20 protein-coding genes are annotated in these 26,124 nt (G+C 67.7%); 9 read left to right on the top strand and 11 right to left on the bottom strand.

The annotated features are described in order from the left end of the window. From IB232_RS04015 to IB232_RS03995, 5 genes are all read left to right on the top strand, one after another. On the top strand, positions 1 to 215 hold a 215-nt coding region (locus tag IB232_RS04015; RefSeq protein WP_192397244.1), incomplete at its 5' end, for an alpha/beta hydrolase. 10 nt (positions 216 to 225) lie between these two features. Beyond that, positions 226 to 789 (top strand): antibiotic biosynthesis monooxygenase, encoded by a 564-nt coding sequence (locus tag IB232_RS04010; RefSeq protein ID WP_192397243.1) that lies wholly within the window; start codon positions 226 to 228, stop codon positions 787 to 789. A 13-nt stretch (positions 790 to 802) separates the two neighbouring features. Then, on the top strand, positions 803 to 2,761 hold the full coding sequence (locus IB232_RS04005; RefSeq protein ID WP_192397242.1) for an amidohydrolase: 1,959 nt from the start codon (positions 803 to 805) through the stop codon (positions 2,759 to 2,761). A gap of 118 nt (positions 2,762 to 2,879) precedes the next feature. Then, positions 2,880 to 3,830, top strand: coding sequence for a GlxA family transcriptional regulator (locus tag IB232_RS04000; RefSeq protein WP_192397241.1), 951 nt, complete (start codon positions 2,880 to 2,882; stop codon positions 3,828 to 3,830). Between the two features lie 188 nt (positions 3,831 to 4,018). After that, complete coding sequence (locus tag IB232_RS03995) at positions 4,019 to 4,468, top strand: helix-turn-helix domain-containing protein (RefSeq protein ID WP_225592091.1); 450 nt, start codon at positions 4,019 to 4,021, stop codon at positions 4,466 to 4,468. Between the two features lie 34 nt (positions 4,469 to 4,502). Here the strand turns inward: IB232_RS03995 and ycaC are convergent, their stop codons facing one another. The 3 genes from ycaC to IB232_RS03980 form a co-directional block, all read right to left on the bottom strand. Next, entirely contained in the window at positions 4,503 to 5,126 is a 624-nt protein-coding gene (gene ycaC, locus IB232_RS03990; RefSeq protein ID WP_192397240.1) for an isochorismate family cysteine hydrolase YcaC, read from the bottom strand. A gap of 28 nt (positions 5,127 to 5,154) precedes the next feature. Then, a complete protein-coding gene (locus tag IB232_RS03985) occupies positions 5,155 to 6,753 on the bottom strand; it encodes an MFS transporter (protein WP_192397278.1) in 1,599 nt (532 codons plus the stop codon). Between the two features lie 172 nt (positions 6,754 to 6,925). Beyond that, on the bottom strand, positions 6,926 to 7,828 hold the full coding sequence (locus tag IB232_RS03980) for a LysR family transcriptional regulator (protein WP_192397239.1): 903 nt from the start codon (positions 7,826 to 7,828) through the stop codon (positions 6,926 to 6,928). A gap of 187 nt (positions 7,829 to 8,015) precedes the next feature. Here IB232_RS03980 and IB232_RS03975 point away from each other — a divergent pair, with 187 nt between their 5' ends. The 3 genes from IB232_RS03975 (at position 8,016) to IB232_RS03965 (ending at position 15,120) form a co-directional block, all read left to right on the top strand. After that, the gene (locus IB232_RS03975) at positions 8,016 to 8,999 is read left to right on the top strand and encodes a response regulator (protein ID WP_192397238.1); all 984 of its coding nucleotides are present in this window, start codon (positions 8,016 to 8,018) and stop codon (positions 8,997 to 8,999) included. A 66-nt stretch (positions 9,000 to 9,065) separates the two neighbouring features. Beyond that, positions 9,066 to 14,504 carry an AAA family ATPase gene (locus tag IB232_RS03970; protein ID WP_192397237.1) on the top strand — a complete coding sequence of 1,813 codons (5,439 nt, stop codon included), beginning with the start codon at positions 9,066 to 9,068 and terminating at the stop codon, positions 14,502 to 14,504. Positions 14,505 to 14,589: 85 nt separating this feature from the next. Beyond that, positions 14,590 to 15,120, top strand: a complete 531-nt coding sequence (locus IB232_RS03965) for a helix-turn-helix transcriptional regulator (protein ID WP_192397236.1) — start codon at positions 14,590 to 14,592, stop codon at positions 15,118 to 15,120. Between the two features lie 52 nt (positions 15,121 to 15,172). Here IB232_RS03965 and IB232_RS03960 read toward each other — a convergent pair whose 3' ends face one another. The 8 genes from IB232_RS03960 to IB232_RS03925 form a co-directional block, all read right to left on the bottom strand. Next, complete coding sequence (locus IB232_RS03960; protein WP_192397235.1) at positions 15,173 to 16,111, bottom strand: class I SAM-dependent methyltransferase; 939 nt, start codon at positions 16,109 to 16,111, stop codon at positions 15,173 to 15,175. Positions 16,112 to 16,312: 201 nt separating this feature from the next. Beyond that, entirely contained in the window at positions 16,313 to 17,803 is a 1,491-nt protein-coding gene (gene putP / locus IB232_RS03955; protein ID WP_192397234.1) for a sodium/proline symporter PutP, read from the bottom strand. Between the two features lie 378 nt (positions 17,804 to 18,181). Continuing rightward, positions 18,182 to 20,143, bottom strand: coding sequence for a CHASE3 domain-containing protein (locus IB232_RS03950; protein ID WP_192397233.1), 1,962 nt, complete (start codon positions 20,141 to 20,143; stop codon positions 18,182 to 18,184). Positions 20,144 to 20,268: 125 nt separating this feature from the next. Beyond that, positions 20,269 to 20,694 carry a group I truncated hemoglobin gene (locus IB232_RS03945; protein WP_192397232.1) on the bottom strand — a complete coding sequence of 142 codons (426 nt, stop codon included), beginning with the start codon at positions 20,692 to 20,694 and terminating at the stop codon, positions 20,269 to 20,271. A 2-nt stretch (positions 20,695 to 20,696) separates the two neighbouring features. Next, positions 20,697 to 21,551: a DUF3034 family protein gene (locus tag IB232_RS03940; protein ID WP_192397231.1), complete on the bottom strand. Its 855-nt coding sequence runs from the start codon at positions 21,549 to 21,551 to the stop codon at positions 20,697 to 20,699. A gap of 2 nt (positions 21,552 to 21,553) precedes the next feature. Further along, positions 21,554 to 23,902 (bottom strand): putative bifunctional diguanylate cyclase/phosphodiesterase, encoded by a 2,349-nt coding sequence (locus tag IB232_RS03935; protein ID WP_192397230.1) that lies wholly within the window; start codon positions 23,900 to 23,902, stop codon positions 21,554 to 21,556. Further along, a complete protein-coding gene (locus IB232_RS03930; RefSeq protein WP_225592090.1) occupies positions 23,886 to 24,557 on the bottom strand; it encodes a methylamine utilization protein in 672 nt (223 codons plus the stop codon). Before IB232_RS03930 ends, IB232_RS03935 begins: the two co-directional genes overlap by 17 nt. 86 nt (positions 24,558 to 24,643) lie before the next feature. Further along, the gene (locus tag IB232_RS03925) at positions 24,644 to 25,336 is read right to left on the bottom strand and encodes an NUDIX domain-containing protein (RefSeq protein WP_192397229.1); all 693 of its coding nucleotides are present in this window, start codon (positions 25,334 to 25,336) and stop codon (positions 24,644 to 24,646) included. 142 nt (positions 25,337 to 25,478) lie between these two features. On the opposite strand from IB232_RS03925, the gene IB232_RS03920 reads away from it, so the two are divergent. Continuing rightward, positions 25,479 to 26,123, top strand: a complete 645-nt coding sequence (locus IB232_RS03920) for a nicotinamidase (RefSeq protein ID WP_192397228.1) — start codon at positions 25,479 to 25,481, stop codon at positions 26,121 to 26,123. Position 26,124: the final 1 nt, after the last annotated feature.

The following is a 26,124-nucleotide window of genomic DNA, read 5'->3' as shown; positions in this document are numbered from 1 at the left end:
CGCCTACGCTGATCCAGACCGCCGAGTTCGACGTGCTGCGTGACGAGGGCGAGGCCTACGCGCGCAAACTGGACGCCGCCGGCGTCACCGTCACCGCGGTGCGCTACAACGGCATGATCCACGACTACGGCCTGCTCAACCCGCTGGCCCATGTGCCGGCCGTGCAGGCGGCCATGCGCCAGGCCGGTGGCGAGCTCAAGCAGCACCTGAAGTAGGAAGCCAGCCATGTCTGCGGAAAGCGTCGATGAAGTAGTCACCCTGCTGATCCGCCACCGCGTGCGCGACGGCCAGCTCGATCCCTACGAGAGCTGGCTGCGGCGCATCGTGCAGGCCGCCCAGGGTTACCCCGGGCACCTGGGGGTCGACGTGATCCGCGGCAAGGAAGGCGAGCAGGCGCTGTTCACCAGCGTGTTGCGCTTCGCCGGCGCCGAGCGCCTGCAACACTGGCTCGGCTCCGACGAGCGCAAGCGCCTTATCGAGGAGGTCAGCCCGCTGCTGGCCGCCGACGAAGACCTGGCGCTGCATCCGGCGCGCGAGTTCTGGTTCGCCCCGGAACAGGCAGCAAACCCGCCGCCACGCTGGAAACAGGCCTGCGTCACCTTCGCCGTGATCCTGCCGCTCAGCCTGCTGGTACCGCTGCTGTGGCAACCGCTGTTCGCCGCCCTGCCCTGGCTCGGCGGCTACTTCGCCAGCAACGTGCTGATCACCCTGACCATCGTCCTCTCGGTGGTCTACCTGTTCATGCCCCAGGTCACCCGCTGGCTCGCACCCTGGCTCAGCAAGCCCTGAATTCGGAGGCCCCATGCCCAACGACCCCGCCAACAACAGCCGACGCCGCTTCCTCGCGGCGTCCTCGGTCCTCGGCGCCGCCGGCGCGCTGTGGCCCGCCCTGCCGATCTTCGGCGCCGACAAAGGAGGCTCCATGCACCCCGACCTGATTCTGTACAACGGCCGCATCCACACCGTGGACCGGGAGAAACCCAACGCCAGCGCCGTGGCCATCCACCAGGGCCGCTTCGTCGCCGTTGGCAGCGACGCCGAAGTCATGGCCCTGCGCGGCGGCAACAGCCGCGTGATCGACCTGCAGAAGCGCACGGTGATCCCCGGCCTCAACGACTCGCACCTGCACCTGATCCGCGGCGGCCTCAACTACAACCTGGAGCTGCGCTGGGAAGGCGTGCCCTCGCTGGCCGACGCCCTGCGCATGCTCAAGGACCAGGCCGATCGCACCCCGACGCCACAGTGGGTACGGGTGGTCGGTGGCTGGAACGAATTCCAGTTCGCCGAGAAACGCCTGCCGACCCTCGACGAGATCAACAAGGCCGCGCCGGACACCCCGGTGTTTCTCCTCCACCTGTACGACCGCGCCCTGCTCAACCGCGCCGCGCTGCGCGTGGTCGGTTATGACAAGAACACGCCCAACCCGCCGGGTGGCGAGATCGTCCGCGACGCCAACGGCGAGCCCACCGGCATGCTCATCGCCCGCCCCAACGCGATGATCCTCTACGCCACCCTGGCCAAGGGGCCGAAGCTGCCACTGGAGTACCAGGTCAACTCCACCCGCCAGTTCATGCGCGAGCTCAACCGCCTGGGTGTGACCAGCGCCATCGACGCCGGCGGTGGCTACCAGAACTACCCGGACGACTACCAGGTGATCGAGCAGCTGGCCAAGGACAAGCAGCTGACCGTGCGCATCGCCTACAACCTGTTCACCCAGAAGCCCAAGGAAGAGCTGGCCGACTTCCAGAACTGGAGCAAGATCGTCAAACCCGGCCAGGGCGACGACTTCCTGCGCCACAACGGCGCCGGCGAGATGCTGGTGTTCTCCGCCGCCGACTTCGAGGACTTCCTCGAACCACGCCCGGACCTGCCCGGCACCATGGAAGCCGAGCTGGAGCCGGTGGTACGCCACCTGGTGGAGCAGCGCTGGCCGTTCCGCCTGCACGCCACCTACGACGAATCCATCTCGCGCATGCTCGACGTGTTCGAGAAGGTCAACCGCGACATCCCGTTCAACGGCCTGCCCTGGTTCTTCGACCATGCCGAGACCATTACGCCGAAGAACATCGAGCGCGTGCGCGCACTGGGCGGCGGCATCGCCATCCAGCACCGCATGGCTTTCCAGGGCGAGTACTTCGTCGACCGCTACGGCGCCAAGGCCGCCGAGGCCACCCCGCCGATCCAGCGCATGCTGGCCGAGGGCGTGCCGGTGGGCGCCGGTACCGATGCCACCCGCGTGGCCAGCTACAACCCCTGGACCTCGCTGTACTGGATGGTCAGCGGCAAGACCGTCGGCGGCCTGGAGCTCTATCCCCAGGGCCTGCCGCGCGAGACTGCGCTGCAGCTGTTCACCCATGGCAGCGCCTGGTTCTCCAGCGAACAAGGCAAGAAGGGCCAGATCAAGGTCGGCCAGCTGGCGGACCTGACCGCTCTGTCGGCGGACTTCTTCAGCGTCGAGGAAGAGGCCATCAAGTGGATCGAGTCGGTGCTGACCGTGGTCGGCGGCGAGGTGGTCTACTCGGCCGCCGAGTTCGACAAGCTCGGCCCGCCGCAACTGCCGGTACTGCCCGACTGGTCACCGGTGGCCAAGGTGCCCGGCCACTGGAAGCCGGCCGCGCCGCTGGTGGCTGCCGTGCACCAGTGCGTCGGCAGCTGCGCCGTGCACGCCCACAGCCACGAACGGGCGCGTCAGTCGTCGGTGCCGATCAGCGACTTCCAGGGCTTCTGGGGCGCGTTCGGCTGTTCCTGCTTCGCCTTCTGATGCGAAGCCGCCCCCGCGCCGGCCATTGAGCCGGCGCGGGAGCTCTATCTCGCGGCCTCCACGGTAATGAGAAGAATTGCTATTCTTTTCTCCCCATCCTGTGAACTTGCACCGCACCATGAAAGACGTGGCGATCCTGCTGTTTCCCGAAGTACTGATGTTGGACGTGGCCGGACCGATCGAAGTGTTTTCCCTCGCCAATCGCTACCTGGCCGCCACCGATCAGTACCGCATCCGTACCATCAGCAGTGCCGAACTCACGGTGCGTGCCTCCAACGGCCTGTGCCTGCTGGCCGACCACGTACTGACGGATGCCCCCAGCCAGTTCGACCTGCTGCTGATTCCCGGCGGCCCCGGCGCCTACAACGCTGAGCATGGCGCATTGCTGCCCTGGCTGCGCGATGCCATAGGCGCCTCGCGGCGCTACGGTTCGATCTGCACCGGCGCATTCATTCTCGGCGAGGCCGGCCTGCTCGATGGCCGCCAGGTGACGACTCACTGGAACTACACCGAACGCCTGGCCAAGCGCTTCCCCTCGGCGCAGGTAGGAACCGACCAGATCTACATCCAGGATGGTGAGCTGATCACCTCTGGCGGCATCACCGCCGGCATCGACATGGCCCTGGCGATCCTCGCCGACGACCATGGGAAGAAGATTGCGGTAGATGTGGCCAAGGTGCTGCTGGTAGCGATGAAGCGCCAGGGCGGCCAGGCCCAGTTCAGCCCGCTGCTGGCCGAGGTGGCCAAGGAGGACTCACCGGTGGTGCGGGCACAGCAGCATGTGCTGGAGCACCTGGCCGACGAGCTCAGCGTGGAGACCCTGGCCGGCGTGGCGGGCATGAGCACCCGCAACTTCGCCCGGGTATTCGCCCGGGATACCGGGATGACACCCATGGAGTTCGTCAACAGCGCCCGCATCGACCGGGCCCGCAACCTGCTGGAGACCAGCGACCTGCCGTTGAAGACGGTGGCCTTCCGCAGCGGCTTCCGCAGCGCCCGCTGCATGCGCGTGCTGTTCAGCGAGCGCATCGGCCTCACGCCGACCCAGTATCGCCACCAGTTCGGCTGACCTGTCCGTTCCCGGCCCCTCTTTGGCGGTTCATGTCCCAACCGCCAGGTTTTCCGCGCGCGTCGACGACGCGATGATTCTCCCCAGGCTCAGAAGCTGCCCCACCGGCCATGCGGCCGTTCGATCCGCGCGCTGCACGGCAGGATCGTCCGCGCCCGAGCCCCGGCCAGCACAGGGAGACGAACAGAATGGGCGCCCGCGAATCGACGCAATACCCTGCCAGCAGCGCCGGCATGCCGCCGCAGCGGCCGCTGCTGTGCGACCACCACGCCGCGCTACCGCTGGTACGCCTCGCCGCCTGGCAGGAACGGCGCGCCAAGGCCCTGATCGCGGCCAATCTCAACAGCGGATTGTCGATGGAGCAGTTGGCGCGCGAATGCTGCCTGTCGCGCAGCCACTTCTCCCGCGCGTTCCACGGCAGCACCGGCATGTCGCCGCACCAATGGCTGACTCGGCAACGCATCGAGCGCGCCCGGGCCTTGCTGCTGGGGCAATGCACGCTCACTCACATCGCGCAGGACTGCGGATTCGCCGATCAGGCGCATTTCTCGCGGGTATTCGCGCGCATGGCCGGCATGCCGCCGAGCCAGTGGCGCCTGGAACGACTACGCAGCGGCAGCCAGAGAAACGGCGCGTAGCCGGGCATGTGCCCGGCTGCGCACCGTCGGACCATCACTTGCCGATGAGCGTGAAGTAGCTGGTCATCAGGTTGCGATAGTTGGGGATGTGGTTGGACAACAGGTTGCCCAGTCCCTCGATGTCGTTGCGCCAGTCGCGGTGCAGTTCACAGGCCACGCTGAACCAGTTCATCAACTGCGCCCCGGCCGCATTCATGCGCGACCAGGCGGCCTGCTGCACGGTCTTGTCGAAGGTGCCGGACGCGTCGGTGACGACGAATACGTCAAAACCCTCGGCAATCGCCGACAGCGCTGGGAAGGCCACGCATACGTCGGTCACCACACCCGCGATGATCAGCTGCTTGCGGCCGGTGTTCTTGATCGCGGCTACGAAATCCTCGTTGTCCCAGGCGTTGATCTGGCCGGGACGGGCGATGTACGGCGCCTCCGGGAACAGCTCCTTCAGCTCGGGCACCAGCGGGCCGTTCGGACCCTGCTCGAAGCTGGTGGTGAGGATGGTCGGCAGGTTGAAGAACTTGGCCACGGCGCCCAGGGCCAGGACATTGTTCTTGAAGTCGCTGGGGGTGAAGTCCTGCACCAGGGAGATCAGACCGGACTGGTGGTCGACCAGCAAGACGACGGCTTCGTCCTTGTTCAGGCGCTTGTAAGGGGTAGACATGGTTAACACTCCTCTTGCGGTAGGTACATCAGATTCGGGGAGCGGCGAGCAGGTGACGGATACGCACGGGCACGTCCGCCTGCTGGTAGCGCCTGGCATCTGCCTCGATACGCTGCTCGGCGACAGTGACCCGGCCGTGGTGGCGCAGATGCTCCAGCCATGACTCGTCGAAGAAGAACTCCTGCCACCTGCGCGGGTCTTCGCTGTCCTGCACCAGGCCCCAGGAGAAGGCGCCGTTGCGCAGGCGCGTGTGCCGCACTGCGTGCATGGCCTGGCGAAAGGCAGCGGCGTCTTCCACGGCGATGCAGTAGTCGAGCGTGATCAGCACCGGGCCGCGCTCGCAGTCCAGCGCCTCGTCCAGGATCGGCGCCGGCCAGTGCAGCGATGGCGCCAGATCCTCAACCCGGGTTGCCGGCAGGCAGAACCACAGACGAGTGGCGATACCCAGCAGCAAGGCGGCCGCTCCACCGGCGAAAGCCGCTCCCAGCGACAGCTCGCTGGCCAGCATGCCCCAGGCGATACCGCCCAGCGCCGAGGCACCGAAGAACACCAGGATGTACAGCGACAGCGCACGGGCGCGCACCCAGGCCGGCACCGAGGTCTGCGCAGCCAGTTGCAGGCTGGACAGCACGGCGATCCAGGCCGCACCGCTGAACAGCATCAGCGGCGTCAGCCACACCAACGAACGCAGCCCGGCCAGCCCCAGCAGCACGCCGGCATAGATCAGGCTGGCACCGATGACAATGACATCGCCGCTGCAACGGGCCCGCAGACGCGGCAGGCACACCGCGCCGCCGATCGCACCCAGGCCGACGCAACCGAGCAGCACACCGTAATCCAGCGCGGTGCCGCCCAGCTCCTGGCGCACCAGCGCCGGCAACAGCGCCAGACCGGCGGACGCACCGAGGAAGAACGCCGCCGTGCGCACCAGCACCGCCTGCAGCGGACGGGCGCTGCGGGCATAACGCATGCCGACACGCATGGCGCCGAACAGCCGCTCGGCCGGCAGCAACGACTCGCTGGGTGGACGACGCCACAGCAGCAGGGCGAGGATCACGGCGAAGAACGACAAAGCGTTGAGGGCGAAGGTCAGCCATGGCCCGCTCAGGCTGACCAGAATCCCGGCCAGCGCCGGACCGATGGCCCGCGCCACGTTGACCCCGAGGCTGGACAACGCCACCGCCGCCGGCAGCGCATCGCGGCTCACCAGTTCCGGTGCCAGGGCCGACCAGGCCGGCATCATCAGCGCCGTGCCAATGCCCATGGCGAAGGTCAGGATCAGCAGCAGTGGCACCGTCATCTTTCCGCTCAGCGTTAGCAGCGCCAGCACCAGCGCGACCCCGGCCATCCACAGCTGCACGGCCAGCAGGTAGCGGCGCTTGTCGACGATGTCGGCCAGGGCTCCGGCGGGCAGCGCCAGCAGGAAGATCGGCAGCGCCGCGGCGACCTGCACCAGCGCCACCGCCAACGGGCTGGCCGACAGCGAGGTCATCAGCCAGCCGGCGCCCACCTCGTGCATCCAGGTACCGATATTGGAGGCGATGCTGGCCAGCCATAGCCAGCGAAAGACTCGCTCGCGCAGCGGTTGCCAGGGCGATACGGCGGCAGCGGCCAGGCGTGCGTCCATGGCCATCTGTCAGGCACCCCGCCCGCTATTGCGCAGCCTACATCCGCCCATGGCGCCATCCTCCTGTCGATGGCTCCACTATCCACGCCGAGGCAGGCGCGAGATTGCATCCATGTGCTCGTTTTGGCACCAGGTGCCGGCGTGAATGGTCGCCGGCCGGCGCCCGCGCCGATCAGTCGGCCATGAACTGCCTGATACGCTCGCGCAGCCAGCTCTCGGCGGGGTCGCTGTCGTAGGCGCCGCTCCAGACCATGGACAGCTCCGAGGGTTTGACCTCGAAGGGCGCCTCGTCGGCACGCAGGCTGCCGTCATCGGCGAGAATGCAGGCGGCGTAGTCCGGCACCGTGGCGATCATCTCGGTATTGCGCAGCAGCGCGCGCAGGCTGCCGAACTGTGGCACCGCCAGCACCACACGGCGGCTGCGGCCGGCGCGCGCCAGGTCGGCGTCGATGTTGCCGGACAGGTCGCCGGAGAAGGACACCATCACGTGTGGCCGCTCGCAGTATTCATCGAGGGTCAGCGGACCGGGTCGATCATCGCCGCGCAGCACCCGCACGCCGATGTCGCGCAGCTTGCGCCGCTTGGCGTTGGCCGGCAGATCGGTGGTGTAGCTGACGCCCACCGAAATCTCGCCGGACGACAGCAACCCCGGCATCAGCAGGAAGTTGGCGCGCCGAACCACCACCGTGATGTTCGGCGCCTCCTGCTGCAGGGCGTTGAGCAACGCCGGAAACAGGCCGAACTCGGCGTCGTCGGACAAACCCAGGCGAAACACGTTGCAACTGGTGGCCGGATCGAAGGCCTTGGCCCGGCTGACCGCGGCGGAGATAACGTCCATCGCCGGGCGCACTTCCTCGAAGATATGCAGGGCTCGCGGCGTCGGCTCCATCTGCCGGCCATTGCGGATCAGCAGCGGGTCGTCGAACAGGTCACGCAGGCGACTGAGCGCCGCGCTGACGGTGGACTGGGTGATGAACAGCTTCTCGCCCACGCGGGTCAGGTTGCGTTCGATCATCAGCGCCTCGAACACCACCAGCAGGTTCATGTCGAGGTGGCGCAGCTCGTTTCGGTTCATCGACCATCATCCGGATGTGCGGTTACTCCTGGTATTTGAGCATGCGTTGCAAGCCCGACCTTGAACATTTGTGCGAATTGCCGCGCTGCGCATTCTCTGGTTGAGCGACTGATTCTTATCCTCTACGTTTAACCCATAGCGCTACCGCGCTAAGAAATATTTTCCTTGTAAAACAACGAGTAACAACATGATTCAGCTAGGCGATGCATGGCTCTCGCTGGAGCGCAGGGAGGCCTTCGTGCAGGGCATTCCGGTGCGCCTCGGCAGCCGCGCGTTCGCCGTTCTGGAAGTGTTGCTGGCCTCGCCGAACCGCCTGGTGACCAAGGACGAACTGATCCGCAGCGTCTGGCCGGACACGGTGGTTGAGGAGAACAACCTGCAGGTGCAGATATCCTCCCTGCGCAGGCTGCTGAAACTGGACCCGCACCAGCTGGAGACCGTGCCCCGGCGCGGCTATCGATTGAACCTGGCCTGCGCTACCGACAGCACCGCCGCCCCGCCAGCGCTAAGGCAGGTCGAGACGGAGGACTGGATGCAGCAGGCCAATGTCCATGTGGTCGACGACGAGCCGGCGGTCTGCGCCGCCCTGGTCCGCCAGCTGCGCTCGCTGGGTATCGATGCACGCGGCTATGAATCGGCGCAGGCGTTTCTCTCCACATGCACCTTCGAGCGGCCCGGCTGCCTGCTACTGGATGTGCGCCTGCGCGACGGCAGCGGCTTCGATCTGCAGGATGAACTGGCGCGCCGCCAGGCACCCTGCCCCATCGTCTTCATGACCGGCTTCGGCACCATCGACATGTCGGTGCGCGCCATGAAGGCCGGCGCCGAAGGCTTCCTGACCAAACCGGTGAACGAGCCGCAACTGCTTGCCACCGTGCGCGAGGCCATGGAGCAGGCGCGGCGGCGCCACGCCCAGAGCACCCTGTGCAGCTCGGTACGCGCACGCTACGCAACGCTGACGGAACGCGAGCGGCAAGTGTTCGAGCAGTTGCTGCGCGGTCACCTGAACAAGGAGATCGCCAGCCAGCTGGGTCTGCAGGAAGTCACGGTCAAGGTGCACAAGAAGCACATCATGACAAAACTGGCGGCGCGAACCCTGGTAGATCTGCTGATGGCAGGCCGGGTGCTGGGCATGCTCCCGGAGCCGCACCAGCACGCCGAGCCCGCATAGCTGCCCGCCCCGCCACGCCGGCATGCCAGCCCGTTGTAGGCAATCGCCACCTTCCAAGGATCGACCATGACACCGCCAGCGCAACCGATCCTCGCCACCGCCGAAGGCTTGCCGCGCTTTACCGAGGACTGGCTGGAACGGGTCGAATGGACTCATCTGGACAGCGCCGGCGAGCTCAGCCGCTGGCGGGTCTGCGATGCACAGGCCGGTCGGCAATGGCTGGTAGTGCGGGTCAGCGCGCAAGCTTCGCCGTGGGAACTGGCGCGACTCGACCGCGAGTACGCCATCGGTCCCAGCCTTTCCCCGGCCTGGGCGGTCGTGCCGCTGGCGCGCCTGGGCAGCGCCGCGGGACCGTTGCTGGTACTCGATGACGATGGTGGGCGACCATTGTCCAGTCTGTTCGATACGCCGCTGCCGCTGGAGTATTTCCTGCGCCTGGCGATCTCCGCCACCGCCGCTCTGGCCCAGGCGCACCGCCGCGGCATCGTGCATGGCGACATCCGTCCGGAGCATCTGATGCTCGGCGGCAACGGCGAGATCCGCCTGACCGGCCTGGCCTTTGCCTGTCGCGTCGACGAGGTCGCCAGCAAGCGGCCGCCGCTGCCCGAAGCCAGCCTCGCCTACCTGCCGCCGGAACACCAGGCCTCGCCCAGCGCCGATCTCTACGCGCTCGGGGTCAGCTTCTTCCAGTTGCTTACCGGGCGCCTGCCGTTCAGTGCCAACGACCCGGTGCAGTGGCTGCACCAGCACGTGGCCGTACCGGCGCCAGACCTGGCGCAATGGCGCTCCGGATTGCCAGCGGCGCTCAACGACCTGCTCGCCTGGCTGATGGCCAAGCAGCCGGCCCAGCGGCCCGACTCGGCCACGGCGCTGGAGGCGGAGCTGCACCGTTGCCTCAACGAATGGCGCGAGCTCGGCAACATTCGCCGCTCCACCCTCTCAACGCAGGCCAGAAGCACCAGCCCCCTGGTCGGCCGGGAGCTGGAGCTGGGCATGCTGCGCAGCGCCGTGGCCCGTCTCGAGCAGGGTCTGGGCGGCGCGGTGCTGATCGGCGGCGAGGCCGGAATCGGCAAGACCTCCCTGGTTCGCCAGCTGCGCCGCAGCCAGCGTGGCGGGGCACTGCTGTTCGCCAACGGCAAGTGCGAGCTCGCACGGCGGAGCATGCCCTACGCGGCGCTGTCCGCTGCACTGGCTTCCTTGTGCACGCGCCTGGCGGGCGAGACACCGGATGAAATACGCCGCTGGGGCGTGCGCCTGCGCGAGGCGTTCCGCAGCAATGGCGAGATGCTGATACGGGTGATTCCCGAACTGGAATGGCTGATCGGCCCACTGCCCGCCAGCACCAACCCGCCACCGGTGAGCGAGGCCAGGCGCCATCTGCACGACATGCTGCAGAATCTGCTGCGTCTGCTGGCGACCCGCGAGCAGCCGCTGATCCTGTTCCTCGATGACGTGCAGTGGATCGACGAGGAGACCCAGGCATTTCTCGCCGAACTGCCGCCGTCCGGCTTCGACCACCTGCTGCTGATCGTCACCTATCGCGACCAGGCGGTACGCTCCAGCGCCCATCTGCGACCGCTGCTCGACCACTGCCGCAGCCTCGGGGCACGCACCGTGGAGCTGCACCTGCGCCCGCTGGCGATTGAGGAGATCGCCGGCCTACTCGACGCCGAGCTGGATCTGCACCCGCAGGAGCAGGCGCTGCTGGCCGAGCGCCTGAGCCAGCGCGGCAATGGCAACCCGCTGTACATCAGCCAGTTCCTCGCCCTGCTGCGCGAGTCCGCCGGCACCGAGCGCGGCGCGGACCTGCCGCCGTTGCTCGATGACATCGCCGCGCTGCTGCAACTGCGCCTGGCACGTCTGCCCCAGCGCACGCGCGAAGCGCTCGCCGCGCTGGCGATCCTCGGCAACCACACGCCGCCACGCCATCTGGCCGCCGTCTGTGCGGTGAGCGAAACCCAGCTCATCGGCCTGCTGCGTCCGGCGCTTCAGGCCGGGCTGATCGGCGAGTACCACGAAGGCCTGGCGTTCACCCACGACAGCGTCTGGGAGTCTGCCAGGGCGCAGTTGCCCAAGGCGCTGCGCGACAGCATGCACATCGAGTTCGCCCTGGCCCTGCTCGCCCTGCTCGACGAACAGGCCGACCCGGAAGCAGTGTTCCGGGTGGCGGCGCAGATGGTCCGTGCCGGCGACGCGGCGCTGGAGCCCGGCCAGCGGCAGACTTTCATCGGCCTGCTGATGCGCGCCGCTCGCCTGGCGATGGCCGCGGCGGCCGCCGCCACTGCCCTGGAGTACCTGGATCAGGCACGTCGGCTGGCACGACTTGCGCCGCAGGACGAACCACTCGCCAGCGCACTGGCCCTGCAGTTCGCCCAGTGCCTGATGCTCAACGCCGACTATCACGCCGCCGAACGCCAGGTGCTGGAACTGCTGGAGCGCGAGCCACGACCCTTGCAGCGCGCCGAGCTGTACCGGCTCAAGTGCGAGATCTGCTCCCTGCGCGGCGACTACGCCGGTGCCCTCGGTACCGCAGCCGAGGGGCTGGCCGCGCTGGGCGTGGAGCTGCCACTGGCACCCAGCGCAGCGGAGGCCGAGCAGGCCTGGCGGCAGTTGCACACGGAGCTGGCCGGACGTGGGCCGGAAACCTTTGCCGAGCTGCCCGACTGCCGCGACGCCAACTCCCAGGCCGCCATCGAGCTGCTCGCGGCCATGGTGATTCCCGGCTCGTTCATCCAGTCCAACCTGATGCTGCTGAGCACCTGCACCGCCGCGCGCCTGAGCCTGCGGCACGGCATCAGCGCGGCGGCGGTACACGCCCTGGCCTGGCTGGGCGTGGCCAGCGCCCATCGCTTCGCCGACTACCCCGGCGGATATGCCTACACGGCGACCGCCCGGCGACTGGCGGAACAGCCGCAGCATGGCGCCAGCAAGATCTCGGTGTTGGTCGCCCTCGACCAGGTGAGCGCCTGGACCCGGCCTCTGCCCTTCGCCCTGGAGTGCGCCGAGCAGGCGTTGCGCACCAGCCTGTCCCAGGGCTCGCCGAGCTTCGCCTGCTATGCCAACAACCATATCGTCTCCGACCTGCTGGTCCTGGGCGCGCCCATCGAGCGCATGCTGCGGCAGATCGATGCCGGGCTGGCGATGGCGCGCAACCTGGAGTTCCTCGACGCGCAGAACATCCTCTACACCCAGGCCCGCTACATCCGCCGCCTGGCCGGGGATGGCGCCGGCAGCATCCCGATTCCGTCCTGCGCGGCGCTGGCCGAGCGTGTGCGCGACAGCAGCATGGGCCCGCTGCACTTCTGGTGGGAGCTGTTCGAGGGCCTGCTGCGCTTCCTCGAGGGCGACCTCGAACAGTCCGCCGTCCATCTCGACCGGGCCTGGGACCTGAGCTGGTCGGTGCCGGCCCATATCCACCTGATCGACCTGGCGATGTTCAGCGTGCTCAACCGTGCCGCCCTGCAGACGGCCAGCGGGTGCCAGCAGGACTTCACGCGGCCGCTGCAACACCTGCGCCTGTGGGCGGAGCTGAATCCGCGCTACTTCTCCGATCGCCTGGCGCTGGCGGAAGCCGAGCTGCTTCGCCTCGACGGTCGCCACATCGAGGCGCTACGGCGCTACGAAGAGGCCATCGGCCATGCCGAACAATGCGGCGCCATCCATCTCAAGGGCCTCGCTCACGAGCTGGCCGGGCGCTGCCACCTGGCGCTCGGCCTGCAGGCCAGCGCGCGTACGCACCTCAGCCAGGCGCGCGACGCCTGGCGGCGCTGGGGCGCGATAACCCTGGCGGAGCAGGCGGAGGCTGAATACGCCTTCCTCCGCGAGCAGCCGAGTGCCGCGCCGCCTGCCCAGCTCGCCAGCCAGCAACTGGACCTGCTCTCCATCACCCGCGCCTGCCAGGCCCTGTCACGGGAAATCGAGCCGGACGCGCTGATCCGCACCCTGCTGAGCAACGCGGCGATGCATGCCGGCGCCACCTATATCGCCCTGCTGCTGATCGACGACGGCGGCCTGCGCGTCGAGGCCACGGGGCTGACCCACAGCGGTGGCATCGACATCCACCTGGGCGACTGCCCCAGCGCCGCCCAGGCCGTGCCCCAGAGCTTCGTACGCCTGGCGATGCACGAGCGCCGCTGCCTGACGATCAACGGCTCCGAGGCGTTCCGCCGCTTCGCCGATGACGCCTATCTGGCGCGGGTGGAGAACGGCTCACTGATGGCCGTGCCACTGCTCAAGCAGAACGAAGTGATCGGCGTACTGTATCTGGAGAACAACCTCGCGCCCGGTGCCTTCGAGCCGCTTCGCGCCGAGGTGCTGGAGTTGCTCGCCGCGCAGGCCGCCATCTCACTGAGCACCGCGCGGTTGTATGGCGACCTGGTGACGGAGAACCAGCGCAGGCAGCTGAGCGAGAGCACGCTGCGGCGCACCCAGGCGTTGTTGGCCATCGGCCAGGAAGTCAGTCGCTATGGCACCTTCGTCTGGCGCCAGCAGAGCGAGCGCTCGTTCTGGTCGCCGCGCCTGATCGCCGAGCTGGGTCTGCCGCCACAGACCGACGACGCCTACCTGCGCGACCCGGCCGTACTGGTACATGCCGACGACCGGCCGCGCTTCATCCAGGGACTGGCCGACGCCAGCGATGGTCGGCAGGCGTTCCGCCTGGAATTCCGCACCGTGTCGCTGGAGGGTACGCCGCGCTTCCTGGAGCTGGCCGGCGAGGCGGACGGTGCCGACGCCATCATCGGCGTGGTGTCCGACATCACCGAACGACGCCAGACCGAGAGCGCCTTGCGCGCCGCCCGCAGCGAGCTGGATCGCACCTCACAGGCGACCATGCTCGGCGAGCTGGCCGCCTCCATCGCCCATGAGATCAACCAGCCACTGGCCTCCATCCTGTCCAATGCCGGTGCCAGCCTGCGCTGGCTGGAGCGCCCGCGACCGGCCATGGAAGATGCCCTGGAAGGCCTGCGCGATATCCTCAGCGAGGGTCAGCGCGCCGCCGACATCGTTCGCGCCATGCGCACCCTGGCGCGCCAGAAACCGGCGACACGCAAACCACTGGCGCTGGATCGGGTGATCCACCAGGTAGTGGCCATCACCCAGGCGGACCTGGACGACAAGCACGTCACGCTGAGCCTCGACCTGGTCCCCGCCACCCTGGTGCTGGGCGATTCGATCCAGTTGCAGCAGTTGCTGCGCAACCTGATTACCAATGCGGTCGAGGCCATGCAGGCGCTGCCGCCTGGCGCACGTCGGCTGAGCATCCACAGCCGGGTTCTGGGCCAGGAGGTGCTGGTGGTGATCGAAGATGCCGGGCTTGGCGTGGCGCCGGAAAAGCTCAGCAAGGTCTTCCAGGCATTCTTCAGCACCAAGGCCACCGGCATGGGCATGGGCCTGGCCATCTGCGCCTCCATCGTCGCCGCCCACGGCGGCGTGCTCAACACCACGCGCGGGCGCAAGGATGAGAGCCTGTTTTTCTTCACCCTGCCCGTGCACAGCCCTGTCTAGAGCGCTCAGAACTTTTCAGCTTGGCCAAAGGACTCGGCCCGCCGGCAAGTCGCACTCTCTCCCCAGAGAAATGAGGAGAGCCCCCATGAACGCGCTGACCCTGCCGCCCGCCGCGCCCCTGGACACGCTGACCTATCGCCTGCTGCTGTCGCTGCAGGAGGCCCTGGAAGCCGCCGAGCACCAAGTCGTCTCGCAGGCTGGCAGACAGCTCTGCGAGCACCTGCTGGAGCACTATCAACCACCGGCGATGCCGGCCGCCGAGCGCCTCGCCCTTGCGCCCTGGCAGGAGCGCAAGGCCAAGGAGATTCTCGCGCGCAGCCTGCATGCACGCCTGTTCATCGCCGACGTTGCCGCGCAATGCGCCATGTCGCGCAGCCACTTCTCGCGCGCCTTCAAGAAGACCACCGGCATGTCGCCCCAGGAGTGGTCGCTGGATCTGCGCATCCGCCGGGCCAAGGAGCTGCTCGCCGACGAGACCATGCCCATCTCGGTGATCAGCCTGGAATGCGGTTTTGCCGATCAATCGCATTTCAGCCGCATGTTCGGCAAGCTCACCGGCACCTCGCCACTGCGCTGGCGTCGTCTGAATGCGCCGCGCACCGAAGCGGCCGCCTGATTCAGAATTACCCCTAGGGATATATCCCTAGGGGTAATCGAGCGGCAGGCATCTAATGCGCGGCGAACAGCAGCACCTTGAGTCCGGCGTCCGGATCGCTGTCGGCGAACTCCGGCGGGTTGGCCAGGCGCTCGACGAAGCGCAGCTGCGGAGCCTCGCGGGCCATCTCGTCGATGAGGAATGCCGGTGCGATGGCCGGGTCGTTGACGCAGGCCAGCACCCGGCCACCCGGCGTCAGCAGGTCCGGCAGGCGGCGCATGATCTTGGCGTAGTCGCGGGTCAGCACGAAGCTGCCTTTCTGGAAGCTCGGCGGGTCGACGATGATCAGATCAAAGGGACCGTCCTTGCGCAGCCTGCCCCAGGAGTTGAACAGGTCGTGGCCGAGGAAGCTGACACGCGCCAGGTCATGGCCGTTCAGCCGATGGTTGTCGCGGCCACGACTCAGGGCCGGGCGCGACATGTCCAGATTGACCACCTTCTGCGCGCCACCGGCGATGGCCGCCACCGAGAAGCCACAGGTATAGGCGAACAGATTGAGCACCCGCTGCCCGCCCGCCTGCTCGCGCACCCACTGGCGTCCCAGGCGCATGTCGAGGAACAGGCCGCTGTTCTGCTTGCGGCCGAAATCGAGCAGATAGCGCAGGCGGCCCTCCTCGATCTCGCCACGCTCGATGGCCTCGCCCACCAGGTAGTCGGTGGTGCTGTCCGCCGTGTAGCGATGCTGCAGCAACAGATGCTGCGCGCCGCTGCTCGTCCAGGCCGGTGACGCCGCGAACTGCAGCAGCATGTCCTTCAGCTCGGCCAGCGACTGCGCCTCGGGTTCGCGGAACAGCGCGACCAGCAGCACGCCCTGCAGCCAGTCGGCGGTGACATGCTCCAGCCCTGGCCATTGCCGGCCGCGACCATGGAACAGCCGGCGCGCCTCGGCGGGCAGGCAGGCGAAGGCCTGCTCGAGGCGCTGTTGCAGGAGGGCGATGGCGGACGAGTTCATGGCAGATGAGCGTGCTGGGCTGGGCCGCGCATTCTAAGCCAGGCGGGGTGTTTCTCGCGGGCAAAAAAACGGCCCATCGCCGGGAGACGTGGGCCGCAAAGCACTAAAGGTCGTACGTGGTGCCCCGTCGACAGCCGATGAGGGGTGGCTGCGACGGAGCGAAACGCGTGGACGGACGACCGGCCGCCCACGCGTGGGGTGTTACAGGTGGGCGTCCTGGTATTCCTGCTCGGCTTCGTCGAAGCGCTTGAGCATGCTGGCGGACGGGCCGCTGCCGATGCGGCTGAAGACCAGGATGGCGATGGTGCCGAGGATGAAGCCCGGGACGATTTCGTACAGACCCATGCCGACCCAGTTCTTCCACACCACCACGGTCACCGCACCGACGATCATGCCGGCCAGGGCGCCGTTGCGGGTCATGCCTTTCCAGACCAGGGACAGGATCACCACCGGACCGAAGGCGGCACCGAAGCCGGCCCAGGCGTAGGCCACCAGGCCCAGCACGCGGTTCTCCGGGTTGGAGGCCAGCCAGATGGAGATCAGGGCGATCAGCAGCACCATGGCGCGGCCGACCCAGACCAGTTCGACCTGGCTGGCGCCTTTACGCAGGAAGGCCTTGTAGAAGTCCTCGGTCAGGGCGCTGGAGCAGACCAGCAGCTGGCAGCTCAGGGTGGACATCACCGCGGCCAGAATGGCGGACAGCAGCACGCCGGCAATCCATGGGTTGAACAGAATCTTCGACAGCTCGATGAACACACGCTCGGGGTTCTCGGTGACCGGGCCGGCCAGCTGCGGGTTCGCGGCGAAGTAGGCGATGCCGAAGAAGCCCACGGCCACGGCGCCGCCGAGGCAGAGGATCATCCAGGTCATGGAGATGCGGCGGGCGGCCGGGATCGACTTGACCGAATCGGCGGCCATGAAGCGCGCCAGGATGTGCGGCTGGCCGAAGTAGCCCAGGCCCCAGGCCAGCAGCGAGATCACGCCGACGAAGGTGGCGCCCTTGAGCATGTCGAAGTTGGTCGCGTCTTCCAGCTGGATGGCAGCGAAGGTGCTGTCCATGCCGCCGGTCGCCACCATCACCATCACCGGAGCGAGGATCAGGGCGAAGATCATCAGGCTGGCCTGCACGGTGTCGGTCCAGCTCACAGCCAGGAAGCCACCGATGAAGGTGTAGGCGATGGTCGCAGCGGCGCCGGCCCACAGGGCGGTTTCGTAGGACATGCCGAAGGTGCTTTCGAACAGGCGAGCACCGGCCACCACGCCCGAGGCGCAGTAGATGGTGAAGAACACCAGGATCACCACGGCCGAGAAGATACGCAGCAGCTTGCTGTTGTCCTCGAAACGGTTGGTGAAGTAGTCCGGCAGGGTCAGGGCGTTGCCGTTGTGCTCGGTCTGCACGCGCAGACGGCCGGCGACGAACAGCCAGTTGAGCCAGGCACCGGCGATCAGGCCGATGGCGATCCAGCCTTCCGAAAGGCCGGACAGGTACACGGCGCCCGGCAGGCCCATCAGCAGCCAGCCGCTCATGTCGGAGGCGCCGGCGGACAGTGCGGTAACGAAGCTACCGAGGCTGCGGCCACCGAGGATGTAGTCGGACAGGTTCTTGGTACGCAGGTAGGCGAACAGGCCGATAAAGACCATCGCGGCGATGTACACCACGAAGGTGATCAGCATGGGGGTGCTAGCTGTCATGGGACGATGCCCTCTCGCTTGTTGTTATGGCCGCGGGGTTGGCCGCGACTGGGTTGGCAAACGCGCCCGCTCGTGACGGACACTCGATTCCCCGGCCGCTGGGCCGAGGCTGTACAAGGTGGACGCCCGCTGCCGGCGCCCCATCACGCCACTCCCCTCCCGGAAACGACGACAGGGCCCATCGGCTGGGCCCCATGAGGATACCGACCGGCGGCAATACCGCGGCCTCTACCTTGGGTTTAGTCCATGACTCCGGCGGCACAAGCGCAACGCGAACGCGCGCATCCGGAGCGGGATGCAGGACTCTAGTGACAGCGGCATGACGGGTTCTTGCGGAAAACTCCGGAGTTTTTGCGAAAAACTCCGGAGCTGGCGGGATCAGATCTGGAAGCGCGCGAGCATGCCCTTCATCTTCTGCCCCAGCTGATGCAGGCCCTGGGCGGCCGCCTCGGCCTGCTTGGAGCTGGACATGTTCTGGCTGCTGGCCTCGCGGATGCTCTCCATGGCCAACACCAGCTGATCCATGCCGGCCAGCTGCTGCTGGGCCGACACGGCGATCTCGGCCACCGCCTGGGCACCCTCGTCGATGTTCTGCGACAGCAGGCGGATCGCCTCGCCGGCCTGGCCGGACTGCTTGACCCCCTCGCTCACCGCCCGGCTGCCCTGTTCGGCCGCCAGCACCGTGCTGCTGGTGGCGCGCTGGATCTCGCCGAGAATGCCGCGCACCTGCACGGTGGCCTGTTTGGACTGCTCGGCCAGGCTCTTCACCTCCTGGGCCACCACCGAGAAACCCTTGCCCTGCTCGCCGGCCTTGGCCGCCTCGATGGAGGCGTTGACCGCCAGCAGGTTGGACTGCTCGGCCAGGTCGTTGACCGTGGCGATGATCTCGCCAATGGTTTGCACCTGCTCGGCCAGGTGGGTGATGTTCTCGCCGACCTGGTCCATCTGCTGGTGGATGCGGCGCATGCCCTCCACCACCTCGTCCACCGCCCGACGGCCGTCCTGCGACACCTGCATCGAGCGCTGCGCCGCCTGCGACACCGACAGCGCACGCTGGCTGGAGAGCAGCGCGGTCTGCTTGATCTCCTCCATGGTGGCGCTGGTCTCGCTGATGGCGGTGGCGGTTTCCGCCGTGCCGCTGGCGATCTGGTAGGCGCCGGCAGCGATCTCGCTGGCTGAATCGGTGAGCACGCCGATGCCCCCGCGGATATCGCCGTTGATCTGGCGCAGGTCCGCCAGCATCTGGGCGAAGGCGTTGCCCAGCAGGTCTCCGGGGGACTGCGGCTGCACCTCGATGGTCAGGTTGCCGGCGGCAATCTGCCGTGCCGACTCGGCCATCTGCCGCAGGGCCTGGAGCATGCGCGCAAAGGCCTGGCCGAACTGGTCGCTGGCGGATTGTGGTTGCACCTCCACGGCCAGGTTGCCGGCGGCGATCTGCCGCGCCGATTCGGCCACATGGCGCAGGGCCTGGAGCATGTCGGCGAAGGCATGGCCGAACTGGTCGTCGCGCGACTGCGGCTGTACCTCCACGGCCAGGTTGCCGGCAGCGATCTGCCGCGCCGATTCGACGGTCTGCCGCAGCGACTGCAGCATGCGCAGGATGGCCGCCTGCAGCGCGCCGATCTCGTCGGAACGCGCATCGGCCACCAACTCCACCGCCAGGTTGCCGGCGCTGACCCGGTCGGCCACCGCGCTGATCGCGCGCAGCGGGCGGGCGATGTGCTGGGCGAGGAACAGCGCAGCGGCCACCACCATCATTGCGGACAGCGCCATGCCCAGCATGGTGACCCATTGAGTAAGGTCCGCGCTGGCACTGGCCGCCGCGTCGCGGGCGGCCTGCAGCTGCTCTTCCTCGGCAATCATCTCGCCGACCAGAGTGCGGATCTCGACCATCGCCTGCTTGCCCTTGTCGGTCAGCACCAACTGCAGGGCCGGTTCGAAGCCCTGGGCGCGGCGCAGCTCGATGCTTTCCTTGAGTTCGGCCAGTTTCAGCGCGATCAGCGGCTCGAGCCGGCCCAGGCGGCGCTGCTGTTCGGGGTTGTCGACGGTCAGCTGGCGCAGGTCGCGCAGGTCGTCATTGAGTCTTTGCAGCGCCGCGTTGTAGGGGTCCAGATAGCGCTCGTCGCCGGTGATAATGAAGCCGCGCTGGCCGGTCTCGGCGCTCTGCACCGTGGACAGCACGGCGCTCAGTTGCGCCACCACCTGGTGGGTGTGGGCGACCCAGCGCGAGGTCTCCAGCATGTTGAGGGTGTTGCGGTAGGAAATACCGCCGATGACGACGATGACCAGCAGAATCGCGCAGAAGCTGACCCACAGCTTCGCCCCGATCGAGAACCTCATGTTCCTGCCTCCCCGGCCATCCGCCGGCTCCGTGATGGTGCTCCGCCTTCAGTGATAGCTCAGATTCGCCGACCTGGCTCAGGCGAATGGTCTATCTCGCGCCACACACGGAGGCTGGGAAGCGATCAGCGCTCGATGATCTTCCCGCGCATCGGCGCCAGGCGCGCCAGCAGGCGGTTCTGCACCGGCACAGCGACGCCCTCGGCATCCATCGCGTCGATCAGGTCCTCGACCAGCGCGTTGAAGTCGCTGCGGTCGATGTTCAGCCCCTTGTGGCTCTCCTCCATGCTGTCGCCGGTATACACGCAGGGACCGCCGGCCTCGACGCAGATCTGCTCGATCAGCTTGTCGCGCAGGCGCTCGATGTCGATATCGGCGAAGTGATGGGTGATGCGTGGGTTGCGCGCCGCGTTGAGCAGCATGCCCTCGACGATGCGGGTGATGCCCTGGTGCTCGCCCAGGCCGCGATACAGGCTGTCGTCCTCGGGCGGCGGTGGGCTGGCGGCGCAGGCGCCGAGCAGCAGAGCCAGGATGATCGACAATCCGCGCATGATCAGAAGCTCCCCTGCAGGGACAGGTAGACCCCGTCCTGATGATCGAGGCCGGCGATCTCGCCGAGCCGGGCGTAGGCCAGCACCACGGCCAGGTGCTTGTTGGGGAAATAGCCGACGAACAGGTCGGACCAGTCGCTCTCGCCGGCGAAGCTCAGATTGTCCGGCTTCTCGCGGTACTCCACCCCCACCGCCCAGCGCGGGTTGAGCAGCACGGCGATGGAACCTTCCTTGAGCAGCGAATGCTCGTCGCGGCGGTCGCCACCGAAGCCCAGCAGGCCCTGCTCGTTGGCCCGGCTGTAACGCAGGTTGCCGTTTAGCAGCAGGTTGTAGCCAAACGCCGCACCGAGCAGCAGGCGGCTGGCGGCCACATAAGCCTCGGCGTCCTCGTCGCGCTCGGCGCCGACCAGGCTGGGTACCAGGAAGTCCTTCTGCCGTTTGTGCTCGATACCCAGGGACACCTGCGGCAGGCGGTCGTAGATCAGGTCGCCGAACAGGCGCACCTTGAGGCCGAGGATGTCCTGGCTGAGGCTGTTGTCCGGCAGGCTGAGGTCGCGGGCCAGGGTGCCCAGGTCGAAACGCTGGCGGGCATAGGACAGTTCGACTCGATTGCCGTAGGACAGGGCCAGGCCGCCAACATCCAGGCGGTAATCGCCGGTCTCCACCCGAGTCAGGAAGCTGGTGGCGCCCCACTCGCCATCTTCGCCGTAACCGGCCAGCACCGCCCAGGGCACGATGCCGCCACCGGCCGCGCCGTCGATGCTGGTCGCGCCGCCGGTGGCCAGCAGGCGCCCCTGCTCGGCGCCGGCCAGGGCCGGCAACAGACCGCAGAGGAAGACGATCAGGCCTGTGCGCATGCTCAGAATACCTTTGCCAGTTGGGAGCCCTGCCATTGCCGCAGCCACTGCTCGAAGGCGCTGGCTGGCATCGGCTTGCCGATCAGATAGCCCTGTGCGGTATCGCAGCCCCAGCGCGCCAGCAGCTCTAGCATGGGGGCGAGCTCCACACCCTCGGCCACCACCTTGAGGCCCAGGCTGTGGCTCATCTCGATGGTGGAGCGAACGATCACCGCATCCTCGCTGTGTTCGTCCAGCTCACGGATGAACGACTGGTCGATCTTCAGTTCCTGCACCGGCATGCGCTTGAGCTGGGCCAGGGATGAGTAGCCGGTACCGAAGTCGTCCACCGACAGCTGGATACCGCAGGCGCGCAGGCTCAGCAGCACATCCAGGGCACGTTGCTGGTCGCGCATCATCGCGCTCTCGGTGATCTCGAACACCAGTTGCTCGGCTGCCACGCCCTGCTCCGCCAGCTGTTGCCGGACCCGCTCGGCCAGCTGCAGATCGCCCAGGTCCTCGGCGGAGATATTCAGCGACACCTGCATGACCAGGCCATGGCCGTTCCATTCGTGGAGCTGGCGCAGCGCCTCGCCGATCACCCAGGTGGTGAGCAGCTGGATGCTGCCGGTGCGTTCGGCCAGCGGAATGAACTCGCCGGGAGACACCATGCCGTAGTGCGGGTGGTTCCAGCGCAGCAGGCACTCGGCCTCTTGCACGCGGCGCGCGCGGATATCCAGCTTGGGCTGGTAATAGAGAATCAGCTCGCCACGCTCGGCGGCGTGGCGCAGGTCGCGCACCAAGTTGATCTGCCGCTGGTGGGCATCGTCGCGCCCTTCCTGGTACAGCACCAGACGCCCGGACTGCTGGGCGGCGTCCTGCATGGCGATGGCGGCGCGGCGCAGCAGGTCGTCCGGGTTGTTGCCATGGGCGGGATAGGTGGCGATGCCGATGCTGCAGTCCAGGGCCACGTCCAGGGTGCCGACGCGCATCGGCTTGAGCAGCAGCTGGTGCAAACGATCCGCCGCGGCGATGGCGTTATCGCTGTCGCTGTTCTCCAGCATCAGCAGCATCTCGTCGTTGACCAGCCGCGCCAGGCTGTCGCCGGGGCGCAGGGTGGCCTGCAGGCGCCGACTGAGCTGCTGCAGGGCCAGGTCTGCACCGTCGGCGCCGCAGCTGTCGAGGATGGTGCGGAAGTTGCCCACGCCGATATGCAGCAGCGCAGTGGGCCGCGCGGCGCTGATCGCACTGCCCAGCCGCTCCAGCGCCAGGGTGCGGTTGGGCAGGCCGGTCAAGGCATCATGCAGGGCATTGTGCGCCAGCTGTCGCTCCCGCTCGGCGATGCCCTCCTGCATGCTGGTGAAGGCCAAGGCCAGGCTGCCCAGCTCGTCGCGGCGCTGCAGGGCGATCGGGGTGAAGTAATCGCCCCGGCCGATGCGCCGCGCCACCCGCGCCAGCTCCTGCACCGGCTGCGCAAGGCTACGCGCCAGCAGCAACGCGCCGAGCAGCGAGCCGCAGAAGGCGGCCAGGGCGATCAGCAGGATATTGTGATCCAGCGGGGCGAACGCCTGCTCGGCCTGGTCCAGGGATTTGTGCAGCAGCGCCAGCACCTGGTAGTCGCCGGCGCTGGCCAGGTTGCGCCATTCGCCCAGGTAGCGCTGGTCGCCGGCATGCAACAGGCGGCTGCCGCTGTCCTGTTTCTGCTGCAGGATTTCCTCGCGCAGGCGGCCGTGCACGCTGGGCGGCAGGGTGCTGATCCAGCCGGTGGCCGCGCCGCGTTCGATCGACACCAGAGTCAGCTCCAGGTGGGTCAGCTCGCGCAGCTCCTGGGCGAAGTGCTCGTCGATATGAAAACCCATCACCACCCGGGCGATCGGCAGCGGCGCGCTGACGGCGGACGCCACCAGCAGATAGACCTCGCCCTCCACCGGCAGGAGGAACACCTGGGCGCCCTGCCCGGCCTGCTCGGCAACCCGCCCGGCCAGGCGCTCGGCCGCCTCGGCGCCGATGCGCTGGTCGCTGCTGACCTGCAGGGTGCCGTCCAGCGCTAGCAGCAACACGGCGTCGGCATTGATGCGCGCGCCATGGTTGGCCAGCGCCGAGCGAATGGTGTCGCCGTCGCCGCTGGCCACCGCGTCCTTGAAGCCGAAGTCGGCCGCCAGCACCTGCACCGCATCACGCAACTGGCTGCCGCGCAGTTCGATCAGCTGTTCCAGCACCCGGCCGCCGACACCCAGGTCCTCGCGCAGCTGGCTCTGCACCGCCACGCCGGTGGCGGCCTTGACCGAGAAGTACAGCGCGCCGACCACCACCGACAGGAGGAGGATCAGAACCCCGGCGATGCGCGCCTGAAAGCTATGGCTGAACTTCACTCGCCGCCTTCCTGAAGGCCTCGCCAAAGGCGCTGGGCTTGGGCGCAGCGGGTGCCACCGCCGCGCCGGCCAGCTGCAGCGGGAAGCGCTGGCTCAAGCCGGTCGCCGGCACGTCGAGGGTACCGGCGTTCAGCGGCAGCATGTTTTCCAGCTGCGGGTGCCACAGGGTGACCTGGTAGCTGCCCGCCGGCAGCCCCTCGAGGATCAGCCGGCCCTGCGCATCGCTGACGGCGAACCAGGGATCGTCGGTGACATAGACATAGCCGACCATCCAGTCGTGGATATTGCAGCCGAGCACCACCACACCCGGTTTGTCGAACAGCACCGGCTCGCTCGGTGTGCCCTTGTACAGGCGCAGCTCGAAGCGCTTGGCCGGCGAGAAGGAATAGACGTGGTGGCGGATGTCGTCACTGTTGGGGAACTTCACCGCGGTGCCGCTGCGCACGGCCAGCACGCTGGGCACGAACTGCTTGTCGCGCTGGTCCATGATCGCCGGCTCGTTGTGCGCCGAGGCGCCAACGCCCTTGAGGCTGAGCACGGCATTAGCCAGCGGCTGGCCCTGGCCGTCCACCAGCTCGGCGGCGAGCCCGGCGGCGCCGACCGGCAGGGCGATGCAGCTGAGGAGCAGAGCCAGGGTGGAAAGGTGGCGCTTCATGGCGATGACTTCCACTGCCCGCCGGCGCGGGCGACTGTACTTCGGGAGTTCCTCGCAGCGTAGTCGACAGCCCGGCCAAGTTCACATCAAGACAGCACGCTGCGGTCGAAAATGAACCCTCCGGCGGCCTGGGGCCGATGCTCCAGCAGGCTCTGCGGGCGGCCCATCTTCGGCTGGTTCTTTTCCCCGGTATCGACGATCCAGCCATGCTGCTTCATCTTCTCCAGACGCCCGCGCAGGGTGGTGTGCTGCACCGGCGGCCCGAGGCTGGCCTGGAATGCGGCCAGGGCCTCGGTCACGGTGAAGCGCGACGCCAGCAGGTACAGCGGCAACGAGGTGTACACCGCCTTGCCGGCCAGGCGCTCGGCGGCCTGGGCCACCAGCTGGGTGTGGTCGAAGGGCAGCGGCAGCGCTTCGCCCAGCACCTCGGCCAAAGGGACGAAGCGCAGATCTTCGCCCTGCAGCTCGGTGTCCGGCGCCAGCAGCGCCAGGTAGAAGGTCGACAGCGACCAGCCGCGCGGATCACGCACGGCGTTGCCCACGGTGGCCACCTGCTCCAGGTGCTGCGGTGCGATGCGCGCCTTGTCCTGCAACGCGCGCTCGGCGGCGTCATCCAGGCTGGCGTCGGCGCACCGGCCGTTGACCAGCACGCCGGGCAGCGCCCATTGCCCCTCGAACGGCGCCTGGCCACGGCGAATCAGCAGCAGCTGCAGCGCGCCCTGCTCGCCCAGGCGCAGCGCCACTATGTCCACCCCAGCCAGCACTTCGGCGGAAGCCATTTCCTCTCCCTCGTATTCCAGCGACTTATTTCATCTTGACGAATAACTCACAGAATTTCATCCGTCCCGGCAAAAAGCGCTTGCCAACTTATTCCACCAGGTGAAATATGTAACCACCTCAACGGCAACAAGGAATGCCAAGATGAAAATCGCCAGCTTCGACGTCGACGCGCAAAAGGGCTTCACCCCCCTGTGCCCGGACGAGCTGCCGGTTCCCGGCGGCGATGCCATAGCCCCTGCCCTCAACCAGTTGGCCGCGCGCGCCGACATGCGCCTGGGCAGCAAGGACGCGCACAGCCCGCAAGCCGCCTGGGTGGCGCCGAGCCACGCGGAGATGCTCAAGCCGCTGCCGCTGGCCAATGCCGACCTGAGCTGGGTCAGCCACTGCGTACCGGGCACACCGGGCTTCGAGCTGCTCGACGAGCTGCCCGCCCCGCTGGACTACGACTACTTCGTGTGGAAAGGCGTTGAGCCGGACCTGCACCCCTATGGCGCCTGCTACCACGACCTGGCCGAGAAACGCAGCACGGGCGTCATCGAATTTCTCCGGCACAATGGCGTGGACCGCGTGCTGGTCGGCGGCCTGGCCCTGGACTACTGCGTGAAGACCACCGCCCTGCAACTGCGCCGCGCCGGCTTCATGGTCGACGTATACCTGCCGGCCTGCCGGGCCATTGCCGAAGACACCGCCAACAGCGCCTGCGCCGAAATGCGCGCCGCCGGCATCGCCCTGCACGCCAGCCTGGATGAGTTGGATGCAGCGTTGAACATGGATGGAGACAAGTGAG

The sequence above is a fragment of the Pseudomonas sp. PDM15 genome, assembly GCF_014851565.1.
Lineage (GTDB): Bacteria > Pseudomonadota > Gammaproteobacteria > Pseudomonadales > Pseudomonadaceae > Aquipseudomonas.
Note: the sequence above shows the minus strand (reverse complement) of the source record. Positions and strands in the feature narration are given on the sequence as shown.

Bases quoted from the DNA above. Each gene is read 5' to 3' on its own strand.
- IB232_RS04010 (WP_192397243.1), top strand. From the start codon at position 226: ATGTCTGCGGAAAGCGTCGATGAAGTAGTCACCCTGCTGATCCGCCAC.
- IB232_RS04005 (WP_192397242.1), top strand. From the start codon at position 803: ATGCCCAACGACCCCGCCAACAACAGCCGACGCCGCTTCCTCGCGGCG.
- IB232_RS04000 (WP_192397241.1), top strand. From the start codon at position 2,880: ATGAAAGACGTGGCGATCCTGCTGTTTCCCGAAGTACTGATGTTGGAC.
- IB232_RS03995 (WP_225592091.1), top strand. From the start codon at position 4,019: ATGGGCGCCCGCGAATCGACGCAATACCCTGCCAGCAGCGCCGGCATG.
- ycaC (WP_192397240.1), bottom strand. From the start codon at position 5,126: ATGTCTACCCCTTACAAGCGCCTGAACAAGGACGAAGCCGTCGTCTTG.
- IB232_RS03985 (WP_192397278.1), bottom strand. From the start codon at position 6,753: ATGGACGCACGCCTGGCCGCTGCCGCCGTATCGCCCTGGCAACCGCTG.
- IB232_RS03980 (WP_192397239.1), bottom strand. From the start codon at position 7,828: ATGAACCGAAACGAGCTGCGCCACCTCGACATGAACCTGCTGGTGGTG.
- IB232_RS03975 (WP_192397238.1), top strand. From the start codon at position 8,016: ATGATTCAGCTAGGCGATGCATGGCTCTCGCTGGAGCGCAGGGAGGCC.
- IB232_RS03970 (WP_192397237.1), top strand. From the start codon at position 9,066: ATGACACCGCCAGCGCAACCGATCCTCGCCACCGCCGAAGGCTTGCCG.
- IB232_RS03965 (WP_192397236.1), top strand. From the start codon at position 14,590: ATGAACGCGCTGACCCTGCCGCCCGCCGCGCCCCTGGACACGCTGACC.
- IB232_RS03960 (WP_192397235.1), bottom strand. From the start codon at position 16,111: ATGAACTCGTCCGCCATCGCCCTCCTGCAACAGCGCCTCGAGCAGGCC.
- putP (WP_192397234.1), bottom strand. From the start codon at position 17,803: ATGACAGCTAGCACCCCCATGCTGATCACCTTCGTGGTGTACATCGCC.
- IB232_RS03950 (WP_192397233.1), bottom strand. From the start codon at position 20,143: ATGAGGTTCTCGATCGGGGCGAAGCTGTGGGTCAGCTTCTGCGCGATT.
- IB232_RS03945 (WP_192397232.1), bottom strand. From the start codon at position 20,694: ATGCGCGGATTGTCGATCATCCTGGCTCTGCTGCTCGGCGCCTGCGCC.
- IB232_RS03940 (WP_192397231.1), bottom strand. From the start codon at position 21,551: ATGCGCACAGGCCTGATCGTCTTCCTCTGCGGTCTGTTGCCGGCCCTG.
- IB232_RS03930 (WP_225592090.1), bottom strand. From the start codon at position 24,557: ATGAAGCGCCACCTTTCCACCCTGGCTCTGCTCCTCAGCTGCATCGCC.
- IB232_RS03925 (WP_192397229.1), bottom strand. From the start codon at position 25,336: ATGGCTTCCGCCGAAGTGCTGGCTGGGGTGGACATAGTGGCGCTGCGC.
- IB232_RS03920 (WP_192397228.1), top strand. From the start codon at position 25,479: ATGAAAATCGCCAGCTTCGACGTCGACGCGCAAAAGGGCTTCACCCCC.